Genomic DNA, 19604 nt, shown 5'->3' on the forward strand with positions numbered 1-19604 from the left:
GGCCACGCCCTATGTCGAGTACATGATTACCGACAGGGGCAAGTTGCTCGAGCCGGTTTTTCATGCGATGGCGCAGATTTCCGATCAACTGTTCGGTGACGAGTTATCGAGTCAAGACGTCAATCAGTGAACGTCTTTGTGGTTCTCCCTCCCTATTCGGTCCGACATCATACGTATCGTGCTCGATTTGAGGCGATACTTAAAAGTTCTAACAAAATGAGTAGCGAGGGCTGTTAACCCGGTGCGCGCTCTGTCAACCTCTTCGTCGTTTCGCTGACGAGGGGGCGATGGCAAAGCCGCTACCCGATGACCAATTGTGGTCACTCATCCAACCGATGCCGCCACCACCGAAGCCACGCCCACGCGACACCCGGGGCGCAAGCCGCTCGACGATCGCGCCGTGCTCGCCGGCATCCTGTTCGTGCTGCAATCCGGTATTCCCTGGGAGATCCTTCCGCAGGAAATGGGATGTGGACGTCTCCTACATCCTCGGGGCGCTTCAGGTATTCACGGGTGAGACGTACTTGCAGACCAAGCTGCCGCTCGATCCGCCGAGCCTGACGCGCTGGCGCAAGCGGCTGGGCGAAGCTTGCGTTGAAAAGCGGCTGGCGGAGACGATCGAGGCGGCCAAACGGGCCAAGGTCGTCAAGCACGCGAGTCTGAAGCGCGTGATCGTCGATACGACGGTGATGAAGAAGGCGATTGCCTATCCGACCGATTCGCGGCTACTCGAGCGCTGCCGCGAACATCCGGTGAAGGCGGCCGCTCGACATGGGCCGAAGCTGAGGCAGAACGACAACCGCGAGGCGCCCCGCCCGGAGAGCCAGATTGGCCGCCATGCGCACGCGAAGCAGTGCAAGCGGATGAAGAAGGCGCTGCGGACCTTGAGGGCCGCCCCATCCGATGCGGCAACGCGCTAGCCTAGCCAACGGCACAAACGCTTGCAAACCACGCAAGCCGCGATTGGCAAAACTCGAGATAGGCGCGCACCAGCGCCGACGGATGCCGATGCGACGGATACAGCAGATTGACATGCTGTTCAGGCAGCGGGTGGTTGGGAAGCAACGCAGTCAACCGTCCCTGACGAATCGGATCGGCGGCGAGAAACGGCGGGAGCTCCGTGACGGCCTCTCCGGATATTGCGCTGCGGCGCAACTGTGAATAGTCATTGGTGGACAAGACGACGCCGGGTTCGAACGTCTGCTCGCCCAAACGCCATCCCCGACTGAAATTCGCACCCGTGCTCCAGACCGCACAGGGGAACCGATGCAGGTCGTCTGGCGCCTCCGGCGTACCCAACGCGTCGATCATCGCCGGACTGGCGACCAGGACGTGGCGGTAGGAGAGTAACCGGCGCGCCACCATCGCTTCGTGCGAGATCGCTCCGATCCGCAGCGCGACGTCGATCCCATCCTCGATCAGATCGACTCGACGCTCGGTCGTATACACGTGCAAGTGGATATCCGGATACCGCTTCCCGAACGCCGACAACAGCTCCCACCACGCCTCGAATGCGGGCGGCAACGACAAGCGCAACCGCCCCTTCAGCCGGGCCTGATCGCTGACCACCGCCTGCTCGCCCTCGGCGAGCATCTCGACGCCTCGGCTCGCATGCTCGTAGAACCGGGTCCCGGCTTCGGTCAGCTTGGTGCCGCGCGTGGTGCGCTCCAGCAACTGCACCTGCAATTGCTTCTCGAGCGCACGAATACGGCGGCTGACCGTCGGCAACGGCATCTCCAGCCGCGCGGCGGCACCGGAAAGGCTGCCCGTCTGCACGACGCCCACGAATATCCGTACATCGTTGAGGTCCAATTCAGCCTGCCAAAAATGAAAGAGATTTTTTCATTTTAGCTAGTTCCGTTGCGGATTTGACCAATCCAGAATGACGCGTGTTCGACGGCTCATCGATCTACCGGATGAGCCGTCATTTCGCAACTTTTCGCACCTCGGGCAACGCATGCGGAAGCGGATTCCGCCGGGCGTCACGATGGAGACGCCCGGTACGGAGACCGTGTCGCGTGCGCGCCCGGCGCGCATCCGGAGTTCTCGTGAAGGCCTACGTCATCGAACGCTTCGGCGGCCCGGACGTCCTGCAGTTGCAGGACGTGCCGATGCGGAATCCCGGCGACGACGAAATCCGGATTCGCGTTCGCGCGTCCGGACTCGACCGCGCCGAGATGTATCTCCGGTCGGGCAACCTCGGGCCAATTGGCGACCAGCCTCGCGTGCCGGGCGTCGAAGCGGTCGGTGAAGTGCTCCACGATCCTGCCGGCCAGCGTCGAACCGGACAGGCCGTCGCAACCGCGATGGGCGGGCTGCCATTCACGCGACCGGGCAGCTACGCGGAGCAAGTCACCGTTCTGCGCGGCAACGTCGTCGCCGTGGACGACTCGGCGCTTTCATGGGAAGCGCTCGCCGCGTTGCCGCAAGCGTATGTCACTGCGGCCGGCGCGCTCGACAAGGTGCTGGCGATCTGTTCCGGCCAAACGCTGCTGATCCGTGGTGGTACGCCTTCGGTCGCGCTCGCGGCAATCGCCCATGCGAAATACCGTTGCGTCACGGTCATAGCTACGAACCGGGCGCAAGCCCATTTTCAGCGGATGCGCGACGTCGGCGCCGATCTTGCTCTCGTCGACGGCGGGCAAATTGCGGCAACCGTCAAGGAAGTTGTTCCGTCTGGCGTCGACGTCGTGCGGGAAGGCGTCGGCGCCAGCCCCCTGAGGGATTCGCTCGGCATCCGAAGTCTTGACGTTCGCCCGACGGGTTCGCCCGAGCGACACGCCATGCACGCCGCTCGGGTGACGGCGATTTTCCGGCAACACAGGAACGGGGCTGGGCAATTCGCCAGACTTTCGTCGCTGAGATCGTGCGATCGGCACTCGCGCCGCAAACAGCTCAGCCGGTCGGCCGCGCAACGAATGCCACCCACGCCGATACCCTTCGGCTTGTCCGGGTTTCTATCGAAGCGGATGGCACAGGCAGGCCGCTGCCATTCGAGTACGTGTCCAAACAGCAGGATTAGGAGTGTATGAATGTTTCAGTGGAAACTCATTAGCCATTCATGTTTCGGCATCTTGGCGCCGCATCGAATCGTCGAGCCGGGTGCGACCGCGGCACAATGGGTCAACGACCAAACGGCGACGTTCGCCCAAAACATGCGAACGTCCTATCGCGCAATGATTCCGTCTGCCGGCGCACCCGACCCGGTCGATCAGGTGCTCGCGATCGATGTAGCCGCCACGCATCCCGCCCGAAACATCCCGGTGCGCGTATACAAGCCGACCGATGCGCGAGCGGACGAACGACTTCCGGTCGTGCTGTTCACGCATGGTGGCGGCTTCGTGTCCGGCGATCTGGATACGCACGACGTGCTCGCGCGCGCGATCGCCAGCCGTGCTCGCGCGCTCGTGATTGCCGTCGACTACCGGCTCGCGCCCGAATTTCCGTTCCCCGCGGGTCTTGAAGACGTCTACGCCGTGCTGCGATGGACGGCCGACCACGTTGACGAAATGGGCGGCGATGCCAAGCGGGTCGTGCTCTGCGGCGATAGCGCCGGTGCGACTCTTTCGACGGCGACCGCCATGCTCGCCCGCGATCGCGGCGGTCCTCGACCGGTGGCGCAATGGCTCATGTACCCGTCCGTGAGCAACAAACTGGACACCCCCTCATGGGCCGAGCTGGGCGACGCGTACTTTCCCACGCGGGAGGTGATGCGCAATGTGCTCGCAAGCTATGTGCCGACGGAAACAAGCCCGCATGCGCCGCTGCTTTCCCCCATCCTGGGAGATCATGCCGATCTGCCGCCAACACTGATTCAGGTCGGCCAGCTCGATCCGTTGCGCGACGAGAACGTCGCGTACGCAAGCAGCCTGAAAGAAGCAGGCGTTGAAGCATCCGTCATCGTCTACGAAGGGCAGTCACACGGTTTCATCCAGTTCTTCAAGGACAAGGCGAACCATCCCCGAGGCGAGGTCGCACTAGACGATGGAATACGATTTCTCCGGAAACAAACTGCCTCACAGTAATCCGTAAGCCCGGCTGGCACCGGGCATACATCCGAAATGACACGCACGGTCCGACGAGGCTCGGTGCATGGACGGCAAGTCGCGAGCGCCGGGCTTGTGACCGCGGAACTTGGGGGAAGCAGTTGATGGACGGATTGGCACGCAGCGATTCTGCGACCAGGAACCTGCCCGGCTACGTATTCCAGATGGAGCGGTCACGCGGCGCGCGGGCCGGCCCGCGCGCCGATCTCGGCCTGCCGCACTGAAAAATGAACAAATTCTCCGACATGAGCACGTTCGTGGCCGTCGTCGAATCAGGCAGCTTTTCCGAAGCCGCCCGCCGCCTCGGCACGACCAAGTCAATCGTCAGCCAGCGCGTCCAGCAGCTCGAAAAGCGTCTCGGCTGCATGTTACTCAAACGCGGTCGCCCGCTGCAGCTGACCGAACCCGGACAAAGTTACTTCGATCATTCGAGACCGCTTCTTCAGGAGCTCGAAAGAATCGAATCCGACGTTCAGGAAGCCGGAGCGAGCCTGCACGGCACATTGAGGCTCGTGGTGCCGGCCACGTTCGTCACGCGCCAGCTTGCGCCGCTATTGGTTCGCTTTGCTGCGAAATATCCCGACCTCTGCGTGGATGTCGAGGCGGAGGACCGGCTATCCAATCTGCATGACGGTCATTTCGACCTCGCAATACGCATCGGCAAGCTGACCGATTCGAATCTCGTCGCGCGCACGCTCACCGCCAATCACCACCTGATTTGCGCCAGCCCCGCCTATCTTGCCCGGCGCGGCGTGCCTGCGCATCCCGCGGATCTACTGCAGCACGACGGACTGATCTATCTGAATCGCGAGCCCAACGGCATGTGGAGCCTGCCGCTCGACGGCACCCAGCAGTCGTTTCGTATCCGTGTCCGGATGCGAACCGATTCGGGACATCAATTGCTGGCGGGCGCACTGGCAGGCCTGGGCCTTGCGATCCTACCCACGTTCCTCGCCGCCGAAGCGCTCGCCGCCGGCGATCTCGTGCCCGTTCTGCCGGACCACCCCCCGCCGGGCGGACAGATATCCGCGCTGTACCGAAAAACGATTCGCACGTCGCCCAAAATCCAGGCGCTCGTCCAGTTTCTCGCCAACGAGATCGGCCAACCGGCCAGTTGGGACGCCGCGCTCGTCGAGCGCGGCATTCTGCCTCGCGTCCGGCAGGCGTAACGGCGCTTCACGCCCCCCGGGCCCAATCGCCGCCCATGTGCCGCACACGTCGTTGTCGGGCCCGGCGTTCGTGGAAACCGAACGCCGCGTTCGCCTGCCGCCGGCTATGCCGGTGCGTTCGCAATTCGTAATCTGGTCGCGACTCATTTTCACAAGGCCCACGACCGTGAGTGACGATACCCTGCGAAACCCCGCGCGCCGCACGATGCTCGCGCAGACACTCTCCCATTCGGCCGCACTCGCCGTCGGCTCGCTGCTCAACGGCGAAGCGACCGCGGCGCCGGCCTCCGCCGACGCACCGACAGACGCGCCGTCCCGCCGCCGCGCCGGCAACGGCAAACGCACGCTCGACGTGCTGATCGTCGGCGGCGGCTCGGCCGGCGCCGTGCTGGCGGCGCGTCTCAGCGAGAAGACGGGCCGCAACGTGCTGCTGCTCGAAGCCGGCCGCAACTACGCCGCGTGGGACTATCCGCACGTGATCGCGAGCAGCGACATCGTCGGCGGCGACGCGCGCCATGAGTGGGGCTACCGCACCCAGACCGGCTACATCGATCACCCGATCGGCGCGCTGCGCGGCAAGGTGCTCGGCGGCAGTTCCGCGATCAACGGTGCGGTCGCCATTCGCCCTCGCCCGCAGGATCTGAAGAACTGGAATCTTCCGGGCTGGTCATTCGACGACATGCTGCCGTCGTTCAAGCGACTCGAAAGCCGCGACAGCGGCAGCGCCGCGCTGCATGGCCATGCCGGCCCGCTGCCGGTACGCCAGCTGACCCGCGAGGACATCACGCCGATGCAACGCGCGTTCGTCGATGCGACCGTCGCGAATGGCTATCGCGTCATCGACGATTTCGACGGTCCGGACGCCAACGGCGTCGGCCCGTATTCGATGAACATCGTCAACGGCGTGCGCGTCAACACGGGCATCGCCTATCTGACCAACGACGTCCGCGCGCGCAACAACCTGCGAATCCGGGGAGACGCGCTCGTTGACCGCGTGCTCTTCGACCGCGACCGCGCGATCGGGGTCAGGCTTGCGAACGGCGAGGAAATCCACGCGAACGAAGTGATCCTGAGCGCGGGCAGCTACGGCAGCGCCGCGATTCTGCTGCGATCCGGCATCGGACCGGGCGCGGATCTGCGCGCGCTGTCGATCCCCGAAGTCGCGAATCTGCCCGTCGGGCAGCGCCTGAAGGATCACCCTTTCTATTACAACGCCTACGCGGCGCGCCCCGACAGAATCGGCGACCAGTCGCCCGTGATCGGCGCGTTCCTCTGGACGCACAGCGCGTCCGCGCAAAACGGCGACCTCGATTTGCACGTCACGGCGACCCATCTGTTCCCGCACGACCAGAGCCCGACCAAGGTCGGCTTCGTGCTCGCGGTCGCGCTAACGCGGCCGCTGTCGGTCGGCAGCCTGAAGCTCGCGAGCCGCAAGCCGGGCGACGCGCCGGTGATCGACCTGAACTTCCTCGCCGACGAGCAGGACCGCGTGCGCCTGCTCGACGGCATCAAGCTGGCGCGGCGCATCGGCCGCACCGCCCCATTGTCGGACCTCATTCATTCCGAGCTGAATCCCGGCCCGGGCGCGGCGACCGACGAGCAGATCCTCGCGTCCGTCAGGTCGACCCTGGACACCTACCACCACCCCACGTCGACCGCGCCGATGGGTGTTCCGGGCGATCCGCACGCGGTCGTGGACCTCGACGGGCGCGTGCACGGCATGCACAACTTGCGCGTCGTCGACGCGTCGATTTTCCCGGACTCGGTTTCCGTCGCCACCAACGTCACCACCATCGCAACGGCCGAGCATATCGCTCGCCGCTACCTCTGAATCCGGGCCGGGGAAACTCATGACTTCCATTTCTCATGCATTGCATTGGATCGACGGCGAATGGGTCGATTCGCCCGTTCATCGCGATTCGCTCGATCCCGCAACCGGCGCCGTGATTGGCCGCTATGCCGACGGCGGCGAAACCGAGGCGCGCGCGGCCGTCGCCGCCGCGTTGCGCGCGTTCGATCGCACGCCCTGGAAGCGCAACGCCGCGCTGCGCGCCAAGGTACTCGAGGAACTCGCCGTCGCATTCGAACGACACACCGATGCACTGATCGACCAGCTCTCGCTCGAGAACGGCAAGATCAAGCCGGAAGCCCGATTCGAGGTCGAAATGGTGCCGTCGAAGCTGCGCTATTACGCGGCGCTCGCGCGCGCCGAGCGCGCTCACGGCGGCACGCCGCACCCGGACGTCGTGTCGCTCGTGCTGCGCGAGCCGATGGGTGTCGCCGGCATCATCGCGCCGTGGAACTCGCCGGTCGTGCTGATGGTGCGCTCGCTCGCGCCCGCGCTCGCCGCCGGTACGACCGCCGTCGTCAAGTTGCCGGGGCAGACTGCGCAAACCAATGCGCTCGTCGCCAGGGTGATGTCCGAAGCACCGTCGCTGCCGCGCGGCGTCGTCAACGTATTCAGCGAATCCGGCTCCGACGGCGCGAAATACCTCGTCGCATCGCCGGACGTGCCCGTCATCAGCTTCACGGGATCGACGGCGACCGGCCGCGCGATCTCGGCCGCCGGCGCGCAGCGCCTGAAGCGCTTCGGCCTTGAACTCGGCGGCAAGACGCCGCATGTCGTGTTCGACGACGCCGATCTCGACGCCGCGCTGCCCGTCATCGAGAAGTCGATCACCGTGTTCGCCGGCCAGTTCTGCATGACGGGCTCGCGCCTGCTCGTGCAGCGGCGCGTGGCGGAGGCTGTCCGCACGCGTCTCGCCGCGCGCCTCGGCGCGGTGCGCGTCGGTCCCGCCGCCGACCCGCGCAGCGACATGGGGCCGCTCATCGACCGGGCCAATGTCGCGCGCGTCGACCGCGCCGTCGAACTGGCGATCGCGGCCGGCGCAAAGGTGCTGCTGCGGGGCGGCCCCGCCACCGACGGCGATCTCGCGAAAGGTGCGTTCTACCGGCCGACGCTGCTCGAAGTCGACGATCCGGGGCTCGACATCGTGCAGCATGAAACGTTCGGACCGGTGATGACGCTGCAGGTGTTCGACACGGAAGACGAAGCGATCAAGCTCGCCAACGACAGTGAATACGGCCTCGCCGCTGCGGTGTGGACGCGCGACGTCCAGCGCTCGATGCGGGTCGCGCGCGCGCTGCAGGCGGGCACGATCTGGATCAACGACTGGGCGAAGATCTACGACGAATTCGAGGAAGGCGGCTACCGCCAGTCGGGCCTCGGCCGCCTCAACGGCGCCGCCGCCATCGACGATTTCATCGAGTACAAACACATCACGCTGAGCACCGGAGTCCCTCAATGACAGGCGCGATCATTCGCGACGGGCATCCTATGACGGGACTCAACGAAGTGCGATGGAACGCGTCGGGAAAATCACCCCGCAACGGCGGCGGCTGCCTGGCAAACATCGATACGCGGCCGCTCGATGCGGAAAGACGCATCGATAAGAGATCGTCACTGTATCGGCGACACTATTCCGTCACTCACGTCATGGCGCGCGCAATCGATCCTTGATTGCCCAGACCGTCGAATGTTGCGGACGGCTCGTCGATGACGGCAGTCGCGCCATGTCAGGTGAATCGACCGTGCAATCGACTCGAGTCGTTGTGCCGTCAGGACTCGAGCCTGCGGTCCAGCGCGATCCTGAATCAGTCCGATTCGTGAATCGTCATTTGCTTTCGACTTATTAAAAGTTCTAACAAAATGAGTATCAGGGGGCTGATAACCCGGCGCACGCATTGTCAACCGCTTCGTTGTTTCGCTGACGAGGGGGCAATGGCAAAACCGTTACTCGATGACCAATTGTGGTCACTCATCCAACCATTGCTGCCACCACCGAAGCCACGCCGCACGCGACACCCGGGGCGCAAGCCGCTCGACGATCGCGCCGTGCTCACCGGCATCCTGTTCGTGCTGCAATCCGGTATTCCCTGGGAGATGCTTCCGCAGGAAATGGGATGTGGCTCGGGCATGAGTTGCTGGCGCAGACTGCGCGACTGGCAACAGGCAGGCGCCTGGGACCGGCTGCACGAGGTGCTGCTGGCGAAACTTCGAGCGGCCGATCGCATCGACTGGTCGCGCGTGGTCATCGATTCATCCTCCATTCGCGCAGTGGGATCAGGTCAAAAACAGGACCCAATCCCACCGATCGGGCACGACCCGGTTCAAAGCACCGCCTCGTTACCGAAGCGCAGGGCATCCCGCTCGCGCTGATTCTCACGTGCGCCAACCGCAACGACGTCACTCAACCGCCGCCTCTGATCGGGGCCATTCCACCCATTCGCGGCGAGCGGGGACGGCCGCAGTCAAAGCCCGTCATCGTGCAAGCCGATCGCGGCCACGGCCACGGCAAATATCGCAAGCCTCTGCACGCTGCCGGTATCGCCACGCAGATCGCTCGCCGTGGGGAGCCTCGCGGCAGCGGCCTTGGCAAGACTCGCTGGGTCGTCGAGCGTACCTTTGCATGGCTGCACAACTTCAGGCGGCAGCGCATCCGGTTCGAACGCCTCGCGGCAATCCACGAAGCGTTCGTGAACATCGCCGCCTGCATCATTTGCCGGCGACAACTTCAAACATCATTCTGTTAGAGATGCTTAGGCATTCAGCGACTTCGGGACGATAGACGGGACGGTCTCGGGGCACCCTCGGGATGCCGAGGGAAGCACGCACACTCCCCTCGCAAAGCCCTACGTCCTCAGGCAACCACGCTTGCGCAGCAAGCTCGCGGCGTTTTTGAACGTCTTGAGACCCACGATCTTCGTATCGCCGAGTTGCGTACGGCACATCAATTCGTCGGCGACAGGACGAGCCACAATCACGCCCGACTCGTCATGCTTCTTGATGTATCGCATGACAGCGCGAGCCTCCACGGACGGCCCATGCTCGCGCACGATATCTGGCCAATGCTCGACAAGCCGCAGCTGCCAAGCGACCGAAACGGTTGATTGTTGAACCGAGCGAATTTCGGTCATATCCGCCGCCGATGGGTTTTGTAACACATCCCGATCTGCCGATGTGCCGGACGACTTCGAACAGTTCTCAGCCAATATGCCAGGTAACTTCGTGCCAAGCGATGCGATCCAGGTTTTCGCGTCGCCTATACGGACGACAATCCGATCGTGCGAACACATCGCGTCGCAAGACAAAGTCGTCTCGTCGAGCTTGGTCCACCATTCGAGATCGTTGGCGGATATAGGCATCACCGTGATCGATTCGCGGGCAATCACGCGCAGCAAATCGATCGGGCGCTGCTTGTAATGCTTCTGCGCCGTGGCGCTTGGCTTGTGGCCCATGATTTGTGCGACGACGCCCGCAGGACACTCGATCCACTCGGTAAGCGTCGAGAACGAGCGGCGCAGCCCATGCAGGGTGAGCCCTTCGAGATGCGCTGCCCGCAAGACAATGCGATGCCGATCGTCGGGAGCTTGCAAGCGGCCGGATTCCGACTTGACGCTGCTAAAGACCCATTCATTGCGGCGAGGCAATGCGTCCAGCAACGATCCCACCTAGGGCGTCAGAGGAATCGTTCGATCGCCGTCCACCTTGTCCCACAGGATCAACGTGTTCCAGCGGAAGTCCAAATCGGTCCATTTGAGTTCGCTCATTTCTTCGCGGCGTGCTCCCGTGAGAAGCAACGCCTGCAGGTATGCGGATACGATAGGGCTTGCAATCCGACGCACGCCGTCGAACCATGGAGCCAGTTGTTCGCGCTGGAGGCAATCGGATTTCGCACGAATCTTTGGGACGTTCTGACGCACCTGGCGTGTACGGCATACGTGTTCCGGCACAAGTCCCGGCCATTCATGTTGTTCGCCACACCAGTTCACGCATGCGCGCAGCAATCGAAATGCGAGCGAAGCTTGGGTCGGTCGGCTTTCCGTCTCGCGCTTTAGCCACTCGGCAATCACGTCTGCGGTCAAGTCCGGCAACGGCACATCAAGTAGACTCGATAGTGCGCCGCCAACGCGAGGTTGCTTGCGTCCGCGCTTTCTCATTTCGCCGCCACGATGAGACACCTTCTCATGATCCGCAACATGATGGTCGCTCCAGCGGGAACGATTCGCTTCGATATAGCTCTTCCATGCAGTATCCAGCGTGGCCTGACGGCGACTCGACTCGACTCGCCGTGCCTGCGTAACCGCGATAGCCGTAGCCTTTTCGACGCGCGGGTCTTTACCCTCATCGATGAGTTTCTGAAGTTCGCGCGCTTTCTGGCGAGCGCCATCGATATCCCATGTGCGAGCGTCGCCGATTGTGGTGCGAACCGTGTTGCCCGCGATGCGACCTTGGAAGACATAAGACACGCTGCCAGCGGTGGCGCGCAGCCCAAGGCCCGGCGCACCCGAGTCCCACATAAAGAATTGCTTGGCATCGGGAGGGCAGCGAAAGTCGCGCACGCGCCCGGCGGTGAAGTTGATACGAGCCACGTTTGTGTCACTTCTGCGTAAGCGGTTTGAGTAAAAGGGGGCAATTGCATGACATTGCCCCCCATTTCCCCAATACCACTAACCCATTGATAACCTTGCACTATCACCGTCTTCCGCAACATCGAGACATGCAGATCAACGGCAACACGCGGGGACGTCGTGTCCCGTCGGGCGATTGCCGGACGGGTCGCCCGCTCGCTGACTCGCTCTTCGCACATATCTCGATCCGGCACCGGCCGGCAGGACGGTTTCCCTCCATTCGTTTCACCTAGAGGATGCACATGCAATCACGTTTCGAAGGTATCTGGCTTCCGATCGTCACGCCGTTCCACGCGGGCGAAATCGACCATCCTGCACTCGCGCGCCTCGCTCGGCACTACGCGGGCGAAGGGATCGCGGGCTTCGTCGCCGGTGCGACGACGGGTGAAGGCGCACTCCTCAACGCCGGCGAGCAGGAAGCGATTTTCGCAACGCTGCGCGACGCCGCGCCGACGTTACCGATCGTGCTCGGCATCAACGGGAGCGCCACGCGCGCGGTCGCCGAGCGCGCGCGCGAACTCGCGGCACTGCGCCCGGACGGGCTGCTCGCCACGCCGCCCGTCTACGTTCGGCCGTCGCAAGCGGGCGTGCGGCGGCACATCGAGGCGATCGTCGAAGCGGCAGATCTGCCCGTACTCATCTACAACATTCCGTACCGGACCGGCGTGAACGTCGAGCTCGACACGTTGCAGGCGCTGTCGCGCGATGTGCGCGTCGTCGGCGTGAAGGAATGCGGCGGGACGATCGAACGGATGCTGCGGCTCGTGCACGAAACGCCGCTGCGCATCCTCTCCGGCGACGACAGCCAGAATTTCGCGGCGCTGTGCGCGGGCGCGCACGGCGCGATCACGAGCGCCGCGCACGTGCTGCCCGCGTGGCACGTGCGCGTGCACGCGCTGCTGCGCGAAGGCAGGCTCGACGACGCGCGACGGATCGCGGTCGCGCTGCAACCGCTCATCGCCGATCTGTTCGCGGAACCGAATCCCGCGCCCGTGAAGGCGCTGCTCGCCGCGCAAGGCTGGTGTGACAACGAGCTGCGACTGCCGTTCCTGCCGGTGAGCGACGCGCTCGCTGCGCGGCTGGCCGCGCATTGGGAAGCGCTGCGGCAGAGCGAGACGGCCGACGCTTGAGCGGTTTGAGCGGTTTGAGCGGTTTGAGCGGTTTGAGCGGTTTGAGCGGTTTGAGCGGTTTGAGCGGTTTGAGCGGTTTGAGCGGTTTGAGCGGTTCGTGCGGTTCGTGCGGTTCGTGCGGTTCGTGCGGTTCGTGCGGTTCGTGCGGTTCGTGCGGAAGGCAACGCGTCGATCGGTGGCTTGTATGTGATGCGGCGGTTCGAATCCGTCGATTCGAGCGTCGCTTTCTAGAGTGACGCGTCGTCTCGTCGTTCATCGTTTCGACTCATCATCGACTCGACAATAGTTCGCTTTGTCGCATCGGAGCTTCGGAGCTTCGGAGCTTCGGAGCTTCGGCGTTTCGGCGTTTCGGCGTTTCGGCGTTTCGGAACGTCAGCGTATCGACACGCGGGCGTGTCGGCGTTTCATCACATGGCCGTGTTTGCGGAACCGAGAACACGGAAGCCGGCCGCCAGCGGCGCGCGCCGCAACAGCCCGCCACTCGCCACTCGCCACTCGCCACTCGTCGCTCGTCGCTCGTCGCTGCCGCCAACGCCAACGCCAACGCCAACGCCATGCAGCCTATTCGGAACCGCCCTGCTCGGAACCGCCGCACCGCACCTCGCGAAGAAACGTCGCGACAAGCTCCGCCACCCACCGCTCGCGCTCGCGATGCGGCACGTGCCGCGCGCCCGGCACGATCTCGATCCGCGCCGGCCCGGCGACCAAGCGCGCGATCGTCTCCGGATGAAGATTCGAGCCGTATTCGTCGTCGCTGCCGTGGATCGCGAGCGTCGGGCACGTCACCTGCGGCAAGGCATCTTCGAGCGACCAGCCGGCGAACCCCGGCGACAGCCACGTATCGATCCAGGCGTCGAGCACCCAGCGCGCCTTGTCGCCGTGATACGCGCGCAGACGCTCGAACGCGTCGCGCTGCTTGAACTGCTCGCGCGCGTCGGCGACGCCGGCGCGCGTCCTGTCTTCGACGAACGCCTGCGCGGATTCGGTGACGAGCGCTTCGCACGCCGACGGATGCGCGGCCGCGCAATGCACCGCCATGCCGCCGCCCACGCTATGGCCGAGCGCGACGAAACGATCGAAGCCGAGCTGCCCGCGCAGCATCGGAAAGAACCGCCGCGCCTCGTCGCGCACGAAGCTCGCGTCGAGCGTGTCCGTGCGCGGATCGGACTGCCCGAAGCCGAGCCGATCGTACGCGATCACCTGCCGGCCCGTGCATTCGGCGAGCGCTTGCGGAAACGTTCGCCACAGGCGAACGCAGCCGAGCGAATCGTGGAACAGCACGATGGGCGGCGGAACACCGTCGTGCGCGTGCGCGCGTTGCGGCGCGGCCCAGCATCGCACGAACAGGCTCCCCCGCCCGGTATCGACCCGGCGATCTTCCGTCGCGTGTCGCCGCTCGTCCATGTTCCGTCACTGACCGAGCAGATGCCGCAACAGGCCCGCCGACACGATGCCGACGAGCACGGTCGGCAGGATCGACAAGCGGGTTGCCGCGAGCAGCGTGATCGCCAGCGCGAGCAAGTTGGCCGGCTTGTCCGACACGAACGCCGGCGCGATCACCGACACCAGCACGCATCCCGGCACATTTTCCATCACCGCCAGCATCCGCGGGCTCAGCGTGCGATTGCGCAGCACGACGTAGCCGAGAATCCGGCTCAGGTAGGTGGACGAGGCCATCAGCACGATCGTCAGCAGCGTGGACACGTCGATCATGACCGCTCCCCGCAGACGACGGCGGCGACGAGCCCGGCGAGCGCGCCCGCCGCGACGTACCACGCGCCCGGCACGAGCAGATAGGTCGCCGCGGCGACGACGAGACTGACGAGCCACGGACGGCTCGCGCGAGCGCCTTTCCACATGCCCCGCAGCAGCACCAGGAATACCGCGGTGAACGCCATGTCGAAGCCGTATCGCTCGACGTCTCCGATCGTCGGCCCCAGCGCCGCGCCGAGCGCGGTGCACGAGATCCAGGTCAGATACAGCCCGGCCGACACGCCCAGGTAATACGGCAGGCTCACGCGGCCGCGCGCCTGCCGCCGCGCGTCGGCGAGCGCCATCGCCCAGCTTTCGTCGCACATGAAGAAGAGCGCCGGAAAGGTCTGCTTGCGCGACAGATGCCGCAGATACGGCGCGAACGCCGCGCCCATCAGGATATGCCGGCAGTTGACGAGGAACGACATCGCGACGATGAGCAAGATGTGCGGCGGCGACGTCCACAGCCGGATCGCCGTGAATTCGGAACCGCCGCCGAAATTCAGGCCGGTCAGGAGCGGCACTTCGACGATGCTCAGGCCCTTTTGCGCCGCCTGCGCGCCCAGCACGAGCGCGAACGGAACGAAGCCGAGCATCACGGGCAGCGATGCGCGCAGGCCGCGCCACGCTTCGGATCTTGCAGTGGATTCCTCGGAAATGACGGTTGATGTTGGCAGACTGTTCATGAAACCTCCTTCGAGGCAATATTGTCTGCCAAATTCGATGAAATTGGGTTGCGTTGTTGCTATATCCTGATGTCGAATTGGTACGAACCACCTATTTTCAATACTTTTCTGGAATTGAATTCCAATGAAACTTGACGCCATCGATCGACGCATCCTGCAAGCCCTGCAACGCGACGGCCGGCTGCAAAACGTCGAGCTCGCGAAAGAGGTTGGCCTGTCGCCTTCGCCGTGCCTGAGGAGAGTCCGGCTGCTCGAGGAGGACGGCGTGATCGAGCGATACGTCGCGGTGCTCAACCCCGCGAAAGTCGGCCGCGGATTGACCGTGTTCACGCGCGTCTGGCTGAAGGAGCAGGACGCGGGCTCCGTCGATCACTTCGCCGAGGCGGTCCGGCAACTGCCGCAGGTCGTCGAGTGCCATCTGATGGCGGGCGACTGCGATTTCCTGCTGCGCGTCGTCGCCGCCGACATCGACGACTATCGGCAGTTCCAGATGCATCATCTGACGCGAATCAAGGGCGTGCAGAGCGTGAAGACCGAGATTCCGCTGCAGAAGGTGAAGCTGACGTCGGAGGTGCCGGTTTGACGGCGTGAAGGTTCGGCGGCCCGGGCATTCGAGGGCGCGCGCGATCGCCGCGCGACTCGACCGGCTGCGCGGCCAGGCGCGCCGCAAGACGCCGCACCGCACAGCGTCGCACCGCGCCGTGCGTCCGCGGCCGCCGCGCCGCCCGCGCGCCGCCGCCGGCCGCCCGAAAGCCAATCGTCATAATATGGCGGTCGCAAACGATTCACGTAACCGACGCATCGTTTCCTCATACTTGCGGACGTTCAAGACTCGCGATCTTCCAGGAGACACGCCGATGCGCCAGCGTCTCGCCGCTCTCGCCGCATTCGCCGGCGCACTGTGCGTCGCGCCGCTCGTCGCCGCTTGCAGCGACGAGGCTTCGCACGCCCGCGCGGAATCGCACGCGGACGCATCGCCGGCATCGCCGCAGGGCGGCGCCGCGAACGCGTTCAACGGCAACGCGACGGCGGCCGGCAACGCAGGCGCGAGCGCGCCGCTTGCGACGCCCGTGATCCACTACCCGCCCGAGGACGACGCCGACGATGCATCCGGCGCGACGGCGGCCTCCGCGCGGCCCGCATCGCATCCTGGCTGATCGCTTTTTGCCGCGCCTTCTTCCCCGCAGAGCCAAAGGTGAAAACATGACGTCAGAAAGCCGCCGCCGTTTCCTGCATACCGTTGCGCAATCCGCGAGCGCCGCCGCCGCGCTCACCGTGTTTCCCGAATCGATTCGCCGCGCGCTCGCGATTCCCGCCGCGTCGCGCACGGGCACGATCCGCGATGTCGAGCACGTCGTCGTGTTCATGCAGGAAAACCGTTCGTTCGATCATTACTTCGGACACCTGCGCGGCGTGCGCGGCTACAACGACCGCTTTCCGATCCCGCTGCCGAACGGCAAGCCGGTCTGGTATCAGCCGTCGAAGGCCGATCCGGGCAAGCCCGTGCTGCCGTTTCGCCTGAACACGCTGACGACGAGCGCGCAATGCATCGGCGATCTCGATCACTCGTGGTACAAGACGCACGCCGCGATCGACGGCGGCCGCTACGACCAGTGGCCCGCGAACAAGACCGACATGACGATGGGCTATCACGTGCGCGAGGACATCCCGTTCCACTACGCGCTCGCCGATGCGTTCACCGTCTGCGACAACTACTTCTGCTCGCTGCCCGGCCCGACGCATCCGAACCGCTCGTATCTGATGACGGGCACGGTCGACCCGACGGGCAAGTACGGCGGCCCGCTGCTCGACAACAACGATTACGTCGACGGCGACGTGCCGCCGAAGTACGACCTGCTCACGTGGACCACGTATCCCGAGCGCCTCGAGGCGAACGGCATTTCGTGGCAGATCTATCAGCAGGGCACGACGGGCGCCGATCCGCTGAACGGCAACTACGGCACGAACGTCCTGCAGAACTTCGCGAACTTCATCAACGCGAAGCCGGGCTCGTCGCTGTATCAGCGCGCGCAGACGGCGCGCACGCTCGACGACCTGAAAGCCGACGTGCTCGCGAACAAACTGCCGCAGGTGTCGTGGCTGCTGCCGCCCGCCGCGTTCTCCGAGCACCCGAAATACACGCCCGCGTACGGCGCGAACTACACGTCGCAGATTCTCGACGCGCTGACGTCGAACCCCGACGTATGGCGCAAGACCGTGCTCTTCATCATGTACGACGAGAACGACGGCTTCTTCGATCACGTCGTGCCGCCGCAGCCGGCGACGACGCGCGCGCAGGGCCTGTCCACCGTCACCGTCGACGGCGAGATCCACGACGTCGTGAACCCGGGCCGCGGCGGCAGCTACACGGCCGACGGCCTGCCGTACGGCCTCGGCCCGCGCGTGCCGATGACGATCGTGTCGCCGTGGACGAAGGGCGGCTTCGTGTGCTCGCAGGTGTTCGATCACACGTCGGTGATCCGCTTCATCGCCGCGCGCTTCGGCATCGACGAGCCGAACATCACGCCGTGGCGCCGCGCGGTGTGCGGCGATCTCACGTCCGCGTTCGATTTCCGCACGCCGGACGCGACGCTGCCGCCGCTGCCCGACACCAGCAACTATCGGTCGATCGCCGATCGGCTGTGCTCGACGAAGCCCGCGCCGACGGTGCCCGCCGCGCCGAGCCCCGTCGATCCGCAGGAGCCCGGCGTGCGCCCGGCGCGCGCGCTGCCGTACGAACTGCACGTGAACGCGTCGGTGCAAGGCGGCGCGCGCCTGCGAATCGAGTTCGCGAACCGCGGCGAGCAAGGCGCGCACTTCTACGTGTACGCAGCGAATCGCAGCGACGGCCCGTGGCGCTACACGGTCGGCGCGCACGGCTCGCTGCACGACGAATTCGATCTCGCGGCTACGGACGGCGCGTATGCGTTCTCGGTGTACGGCCCGAACGGCTTCGCGCGCGCGTTCGAAGGCGTCGCCGCCGCCGAGGGCCACGGGCGGCACGCGGCCGCGCATCCGGAAGTGAAGGCGGGCTACGACGTCGCGAACGGCAATCTGTATCTGAAGCTGAAGAATCACGGCGGCCGGAGCGTGCAGCTCACGCTGACCGACAATGCGTACGGCGCGTCGCCGCGCCGCATCACGCTGCGCGGCGGCGACGAACGAGTCGAGCAATGGGCGCTCGCGGCGAGCCATCACTGGTACGACGTGACGGTGTCCGACGGCGCGACGGGCAAGTTCGTGCGCCGCTTCGCGGGCCATGTCGAGAACGGCAAGACGAGTTATTCCGATCCGGCGGCGATCGCGCCCGTCACGGCCTGACGCACGATCGGAATGCCGGCGGCGGCGCGCGCGGCGTGCGCCGCCGCTCGGTCGGCGCGGATCGATGCGCAATCGAAAGCGCATGCGCGCCGCGACGAAGCGGAAAGTGCCGTTTTGTCGGCGCACGAGCCCGACAAGCACGACGCCTTCGGCTGGTTCGAGCTCGACGATCTGCCGCAGCCGCTCACGCACGCGGTGCGCGGTCGCCGTCGAGCCGTGCGCGCAGGCAGCCTGAAGCGCGGAAAGAAAAGAAAAACGCTCGACGAAACGCGCTCGACGGCTTCAAGCCGCCGTCACGAGCGGCTCAGGCGCGTTCGCGCCGAACTCCGGCGCGTCGTCGCGAAACCTGAGCGGCGCCGCGCAATGCACGAGCGTATCGACGAGATACTTCGCGCGCGGCCACGGCCCGTAACCCGCCGCGGTATTGATGTGCCCGGCGTCGCCGAGATTGACGAACGCGCTGCCGAGCCGGTGCGCGAATTCGCGCGCGTCGGCGAGCGTCATCCACGGGTCGCTCTCGCTGCCGATCACGATCGACGGCACGGTGAGGCGGCGCGCGTCGAAGTCGCCCGCGAACGCGAACTTGCGCGGATTCGCCGGCGCGACGAACAGCACGCCGACGACCTCAGCCGCCGGCGCATCCGCGGCCGATGCGTGCTGCGCGAGCGCATGCGCGGTCGCGAGGCAGCCGAAGCTGTGCGCGGCGAGCACGAACGGCCCGCGCTCGCGCGCGAGCAGATCGCGCGCTTTCTGCGCCCAGCGCGCGAGATGCGGCGCGTCCCAGTCGTCCTGCTCGACGCGCAGCGCGCGCGCGAACTGTCTCTCGAGCCAGGTCTGCCAGTGCGCGCCTTCGCTGCCGTGCAGGCCGGGCACCGTGACGAGCCGCGGCGGCCACGTCGATTTGCTGCATGAGCGCATGTGTCCCTCGCGGAGCTAGGAGCCTGGCGTCGATTGTCACGTGCGCGCCGCACGCGGCGAACCAATATTTTGTGCTTTGCATTTCCGCGCATCACGACGCGACGCGCGGCA

Annotated in this window: 18 protein-coding genes and 3 pseudogenes; 14 read left to right on the plus strand and 7 right to left on the minus strand. The window is 65.3% G+C overall.

Features of this window, described 5'->3' with window-relative positions:
• Nucleotides 1-287: 287 nt before the first annotated feature.
• A pseudogene (locus X946_RS36210) lies at nucleotides 288-475 on the plus strand (transposase); the annotation flags it as partial.
• Nucleotides 476-500: 25 nt separating this feature from the next.
• A pseudogene (locus X946_RS13275) lies at nucleotides 501-893 on the plus strand (IS5/IS1182 family transposase); the annotation flags it as partial.
• Between the two features lie 28 nt (nucleotides 894-921).
• On the opposite strand, the gene X946_RS13280 reads toward X946_RS13275, so the two are convergent.
• The gene (locus tag X946_RS13280) at nucleotides 922-1812 is read right to left on the minus strand and encodes a LysR family transcriptional regulator (RefSeq protein ID WP_038748265.1); all 891 of its coding nucleotides are present in this window, start codon (nucleotides 1810-1812) and stop codon (nucleotides 922-924) included.
• A gap of 236 nt (nucleotides 1813-2048) precedes the next feature.
• Here X946_RS13280 and X946_RS13285 point away from each other — a divergent pair, with 236 nt between their 5' ends.
• The 7 genes from X946_RS13285 (at nucleotide 2049) to X946_RS31090 (ending at nucleotide 9808) form a co-directional block, all read left to right on the plus strand.
• Nucleotides 2049-3032: an alcohol dehydrogenase catalytic domain-containing protein gene (locus tag X946_RS13285; protein ID WP_052145083.1), complete on the plus strand. Its 984-nt coding sequence runs from the start codon at nucleotides 2049-2051 to the stop codon at nucleotides 3030-3032.
• Nucleotides 3033-4025, plus strand: a complete 993-nt coding sequence (locus X946_RS13290; protein ID WP_226383077.1) for an alpha/beta hydrolase — start codon at nucleotides 3033-3035, stop codon at nucleotides 4023-4025. It abuts the gene before it with no gap.
• Nucleotides 4026-4273: 248 nt separating this feature from the next.
• Nucleotides 4274-5215, plus strand: coding sequence for a LysR family transcriptional regulator (locus X946_RS13295; RefSeq protein ID WP_038748267.1), 942 nt, complete (start codon nucleotides 4274-4276; stop codon nucleotides 5213-5215).
• Between the two features lie 166 nt (nucleotides 5216-5381).
• Entirely contained in the window at nucleotides 5382-7046 is a 1665-nt protein-coding gene (locus tag X946_RS13300) for a GMC family oxidoreductase (protein WP_038748629.1), read from the plus strand.
• Nucleotides 7047-7065: 19 nt separating this feature from the next.
• Nucleotides 7066-8523, plus strand: a complete 1458-nt coding sequence (locus X946_RS13305; RefSeq protein ID WP_038748269.1) for an aldehyde dehydrogenase family protein — start codon at nucleotides 7066-7068, stop codon at nucleotides 8521-8523.
• Entirely contained in the window at nucleotides 8520-8735 is a 216-nt protein-coding gene (locus X946_RS33795; protein ID WP_145986824.1) for a hypothetical protein, read from the plus strand. Before X946_RS13305 ends, X946_RS33795 begins: the two co-directional genes overlap by 4 nt.
• Nucleotides 8736-8996: 261 nt before the next feature.
• Nucleotides 8997-9808, plus strand: a protein-coding gene (locus X946_RS31090; protein WP_152611715.1) for an IS5 family transposase whose coding sequence is annotated in 2 segments (ribosomal slippage) — nucleotides 8997-9345 and nucleotides 9345-9808 — 813 coding nt in all. Because the reading frame shifts where the segments join, the coding sequence is not laid out codon by codon here.
• 99 nt (nucleotides 9809-9907) lie between these two features.
• On the opposite strand, the gene X946_RS36215 is transcribed toward X946_RS31090, so the two are convergent.
• Both X946_RS36215 and X946_RS13320 read right to left on the minus strand, forming a co-directional pair.
• On the minus strand, nucleotides 9908-10717 hold the full coding sequence (locus X946_RS36215; protein ID WP_235364024.1) for a hypothetical protein: 810 nt from the start codon (nucleotides 10715-10717) through the stop codon (nucleotides 9908-9910).
• Nucleotides 10718-10726: 9 nt separating this feature from the next.
• Entirely contained in the window at nucleotides 10727-11647 is a 921-nt protein-coding gene (locus tag X946_RS13320; protein WP_235364025.1) for an integrase family protein, read from the minus strand.
• 281 nt (nucleotides 11648-11928) lie between these two features.
• On the opposite strand from X946_RS13320, the gene dapA reads away from it, so the two are divergent.
• Nucleotides 11929-12816: a 4-hydroxy-tetrahydrodipicolinate synthase gene (dapA, locus tag X946_RS13325; RefSeq protein WP_186448549.1), complete on the plus strand. Its 888-nt coding sequence runs from the start codon at nucleotides 11929-11931 to the stop codon at nucleotides 12814-12816.
• Between the two features lie 561 nt (nucleotides 12817-13377).
• Here dapA and X946_RS13330 read toward each other — a convergent pair.
• Genes X946_RS13330 through X946_RS13340 form a run of 3 tightly spaced genes read right to left on the minus strand, consistent with a single transcriptional unit; the run spans nucleotide 13378 to nucleotide 15254 of the window.
• Complete coding sequence (locus tag X946_RS13330) at nucleotides 13378-14220, minus strand: alpha/beta fold hydrolase (protein WP_038748274.1); 843 nt, start codon at nucleotides 14218-14220, stop codon at nucleotides 13378-13380.
• Nucleotides 14221-14226: 6 nt separating this feature from the next.
• Nucleotides 14227-14529, minus strand: a complete 303-nt coding sequence (locus X946_RS13335) for an AzlD family protein (RefSeq protein WP_038748276.1) — start codon at nucleotides 14527-14529, stop codon at nucleotides 14227-14229.
• Nucleotides 14526-15254 carry an AzlC family ABC transporter permease gene (locus X946_RS13340; RefSeq protein ID WP_038748278.1) on the minus strand — a complete coding sequence of 243 codons (729 nt, stop codon included), beginning with the start codon at nucleotides 15252-15254 and terminating at the stop codon, nucleotides 14526-14528. The genes X946_RS13335 and X946_RS13340 overlap by 4 nt, the downstream gene beginning before the upstream one ends.
• A 124-nt stretch (nucleotides 15255-15378) precedes the next feature.
• Here X946_RS13340 and X946_RS13345 point away from each other — a divergent pair, with 124 nt between their 5' ends.
• The 4 genes and pseudogenes from X946_RS13345 to X946_RS35670 form a co-directional block, all read left to right on the plus strand.
• Nucleotides 15379-15837: an Lrp/AsnC family transcriptional regulator gene (locus X946_RS13345; protein WP_038748280.1), complete on the plus strand. Its 459-nt coding sequence runs from the start codon at nucleotides 15379-15381 to the stop codon at nucleotides 15835-15837.
• A gap of 274 nt (nucleotides 15838-16111) precedes the next feature.
• Nucleotides 16112-16411: a hypothetical protein gene (locus X946_RS13350; RefSeq protein ID WP_038748281.1), complete on the plus strand. Its 300-nt coding sequence runs from the start codon at nucleotides 16112-16114 to the stop codon at nucleotides 16409-16411.
• Between the two features lie 46 nt (nucleotides 16412-16457).
• Nucleotides 16458-18575: a phosphocholine-specific phospholipase C gene (locus tag X946_RS13355; protein ID WP_038748284.1), complete on the plus strand. Its 2118-nt coding sequence runs from the start codon at nucleotides 16458-16460 to the stop codon at nucleotides 18573-18575.
• 126 nt (nucleotides 18576-18701) lie between these two features.
• Nucleotides 18702-18810, plus strand: a pseudogene (locus tag X946_RS35670) (ADP-ribose pyrophosphatase); the annotation flags it as partial.
• A 47-nt stretch (nucleotides 18811-18857) separates the two neighbouring features.
• On the opposite strand, the gene X946_RS13360 reads toward X946_RS35670, so the two are convergent.
• Nucleotides 18858-19493 carry an RBBP9/YdeN family alpha/beta hydrolase gene (locus X946_RS13360; protein WP_038748286.1) on the minus strand — a complete coding sequence of 212 codons (636 nt, stop codon included), beginning with the start codon at nucleotides 19491-19493 and terminating at the stop codon, nucleotides 18858-18860.
• Nucleotides 19494-19604 lie beyond the last annotated feature (111 nt).

The sequence above is a fragment of the Burkholderia sp. ABCPW 111 genome, from assembly GCF_000773065.1.
GTDB classification, from domain to species: Bacteria; Pseudomonadota; Gammaproteobacteria; order Burkholderiales; family Burkholderiaceae; genus Burkholderia; species Burkholderia savannae.

Bases quoted from the DNA above. Each gene is read 5' to 3' on its own strand.
- X946_RS13290 (WP_226383077.1), top strand. From the start codon at position 3,033: ATGTTTCAGTGGAAACTCATTAGCCATTCATGTTTCGGCATCTTGGCG.
- X946_RS13295 (WP_038748267.1), top strand. From the start codon at position 4,274: ATGAACAAATTCTCCGACATGAGCACGTTCGTGGCCGTCGTCGAATCA.
- X946_RS13305 (WP_038748269.1), top strand. From the start codon at position 7,066: ATGACTTCCATTTCTCATGCATTGCATTGGATCGACGGCGAATGGGTC.
- X946_RS33795 (WP_145986824.1), top strand. From the start codon at position 8,520: ATGACAGGCGCGATCATTCGCGACGGGCATCCTATGACGGGACTCAAC.
- dapA (WP_186448549.1), top strand. From the start codon at position 11,929: ATGCAATCACGTTTCGAAGGTATCTGGCTTCCGATCGTCACGCCGTTC.
- X946_RS13330 (WP_038748274.1), bottom strand. From the start codon at position 14,220: ATGGACGAGCGGCGACACGCGACGGAAGATCGCCGGGTCGATACCGGG.
- X946_RS13335 (WP_038748276.1), bottom strand. From the start codon at position 14,529: ATGATCGACGTGTCCACGCTGCTGACGATCGTGCTGATGGCCTCGTCC.
- X946_RS13340 (WP_038748278.1), bottom strand. From the start codon at position 15,254: ATGAACAGTCTGCCAACATCAACCGTCATTTCCGAGGAATCCACTGCA.
- X946_RS13345 (WP_038748280.1), top strand. From the start codon at position 15,379: ATGAAACTTGACGCCATCGATCGACGCATCCTGCAAGCCCTGCAACGC.
- X946_RS13350 (WP_038748281.1), top strand. From the start codon at position 16,112: ATGCGCCAGCGTCTCGCCGCTCTCGCCGCATTCGCCGGCGCACTGTGC.
- X946_RS13355 (WP_038748284.1), top strand. From the start codon at position 16,458: ATGACGTCAGAAAGCCGCCGCCGTTTCCTGCATACCGTTGCGCAATCC.
- X946_RS13360 (WP_038748286.1), bottom strand. From the start codon at position 19,493: ATGCGCTCATGCAGCAAATCGACGTGGCCGCCGCGGCTCGTCACGGTG.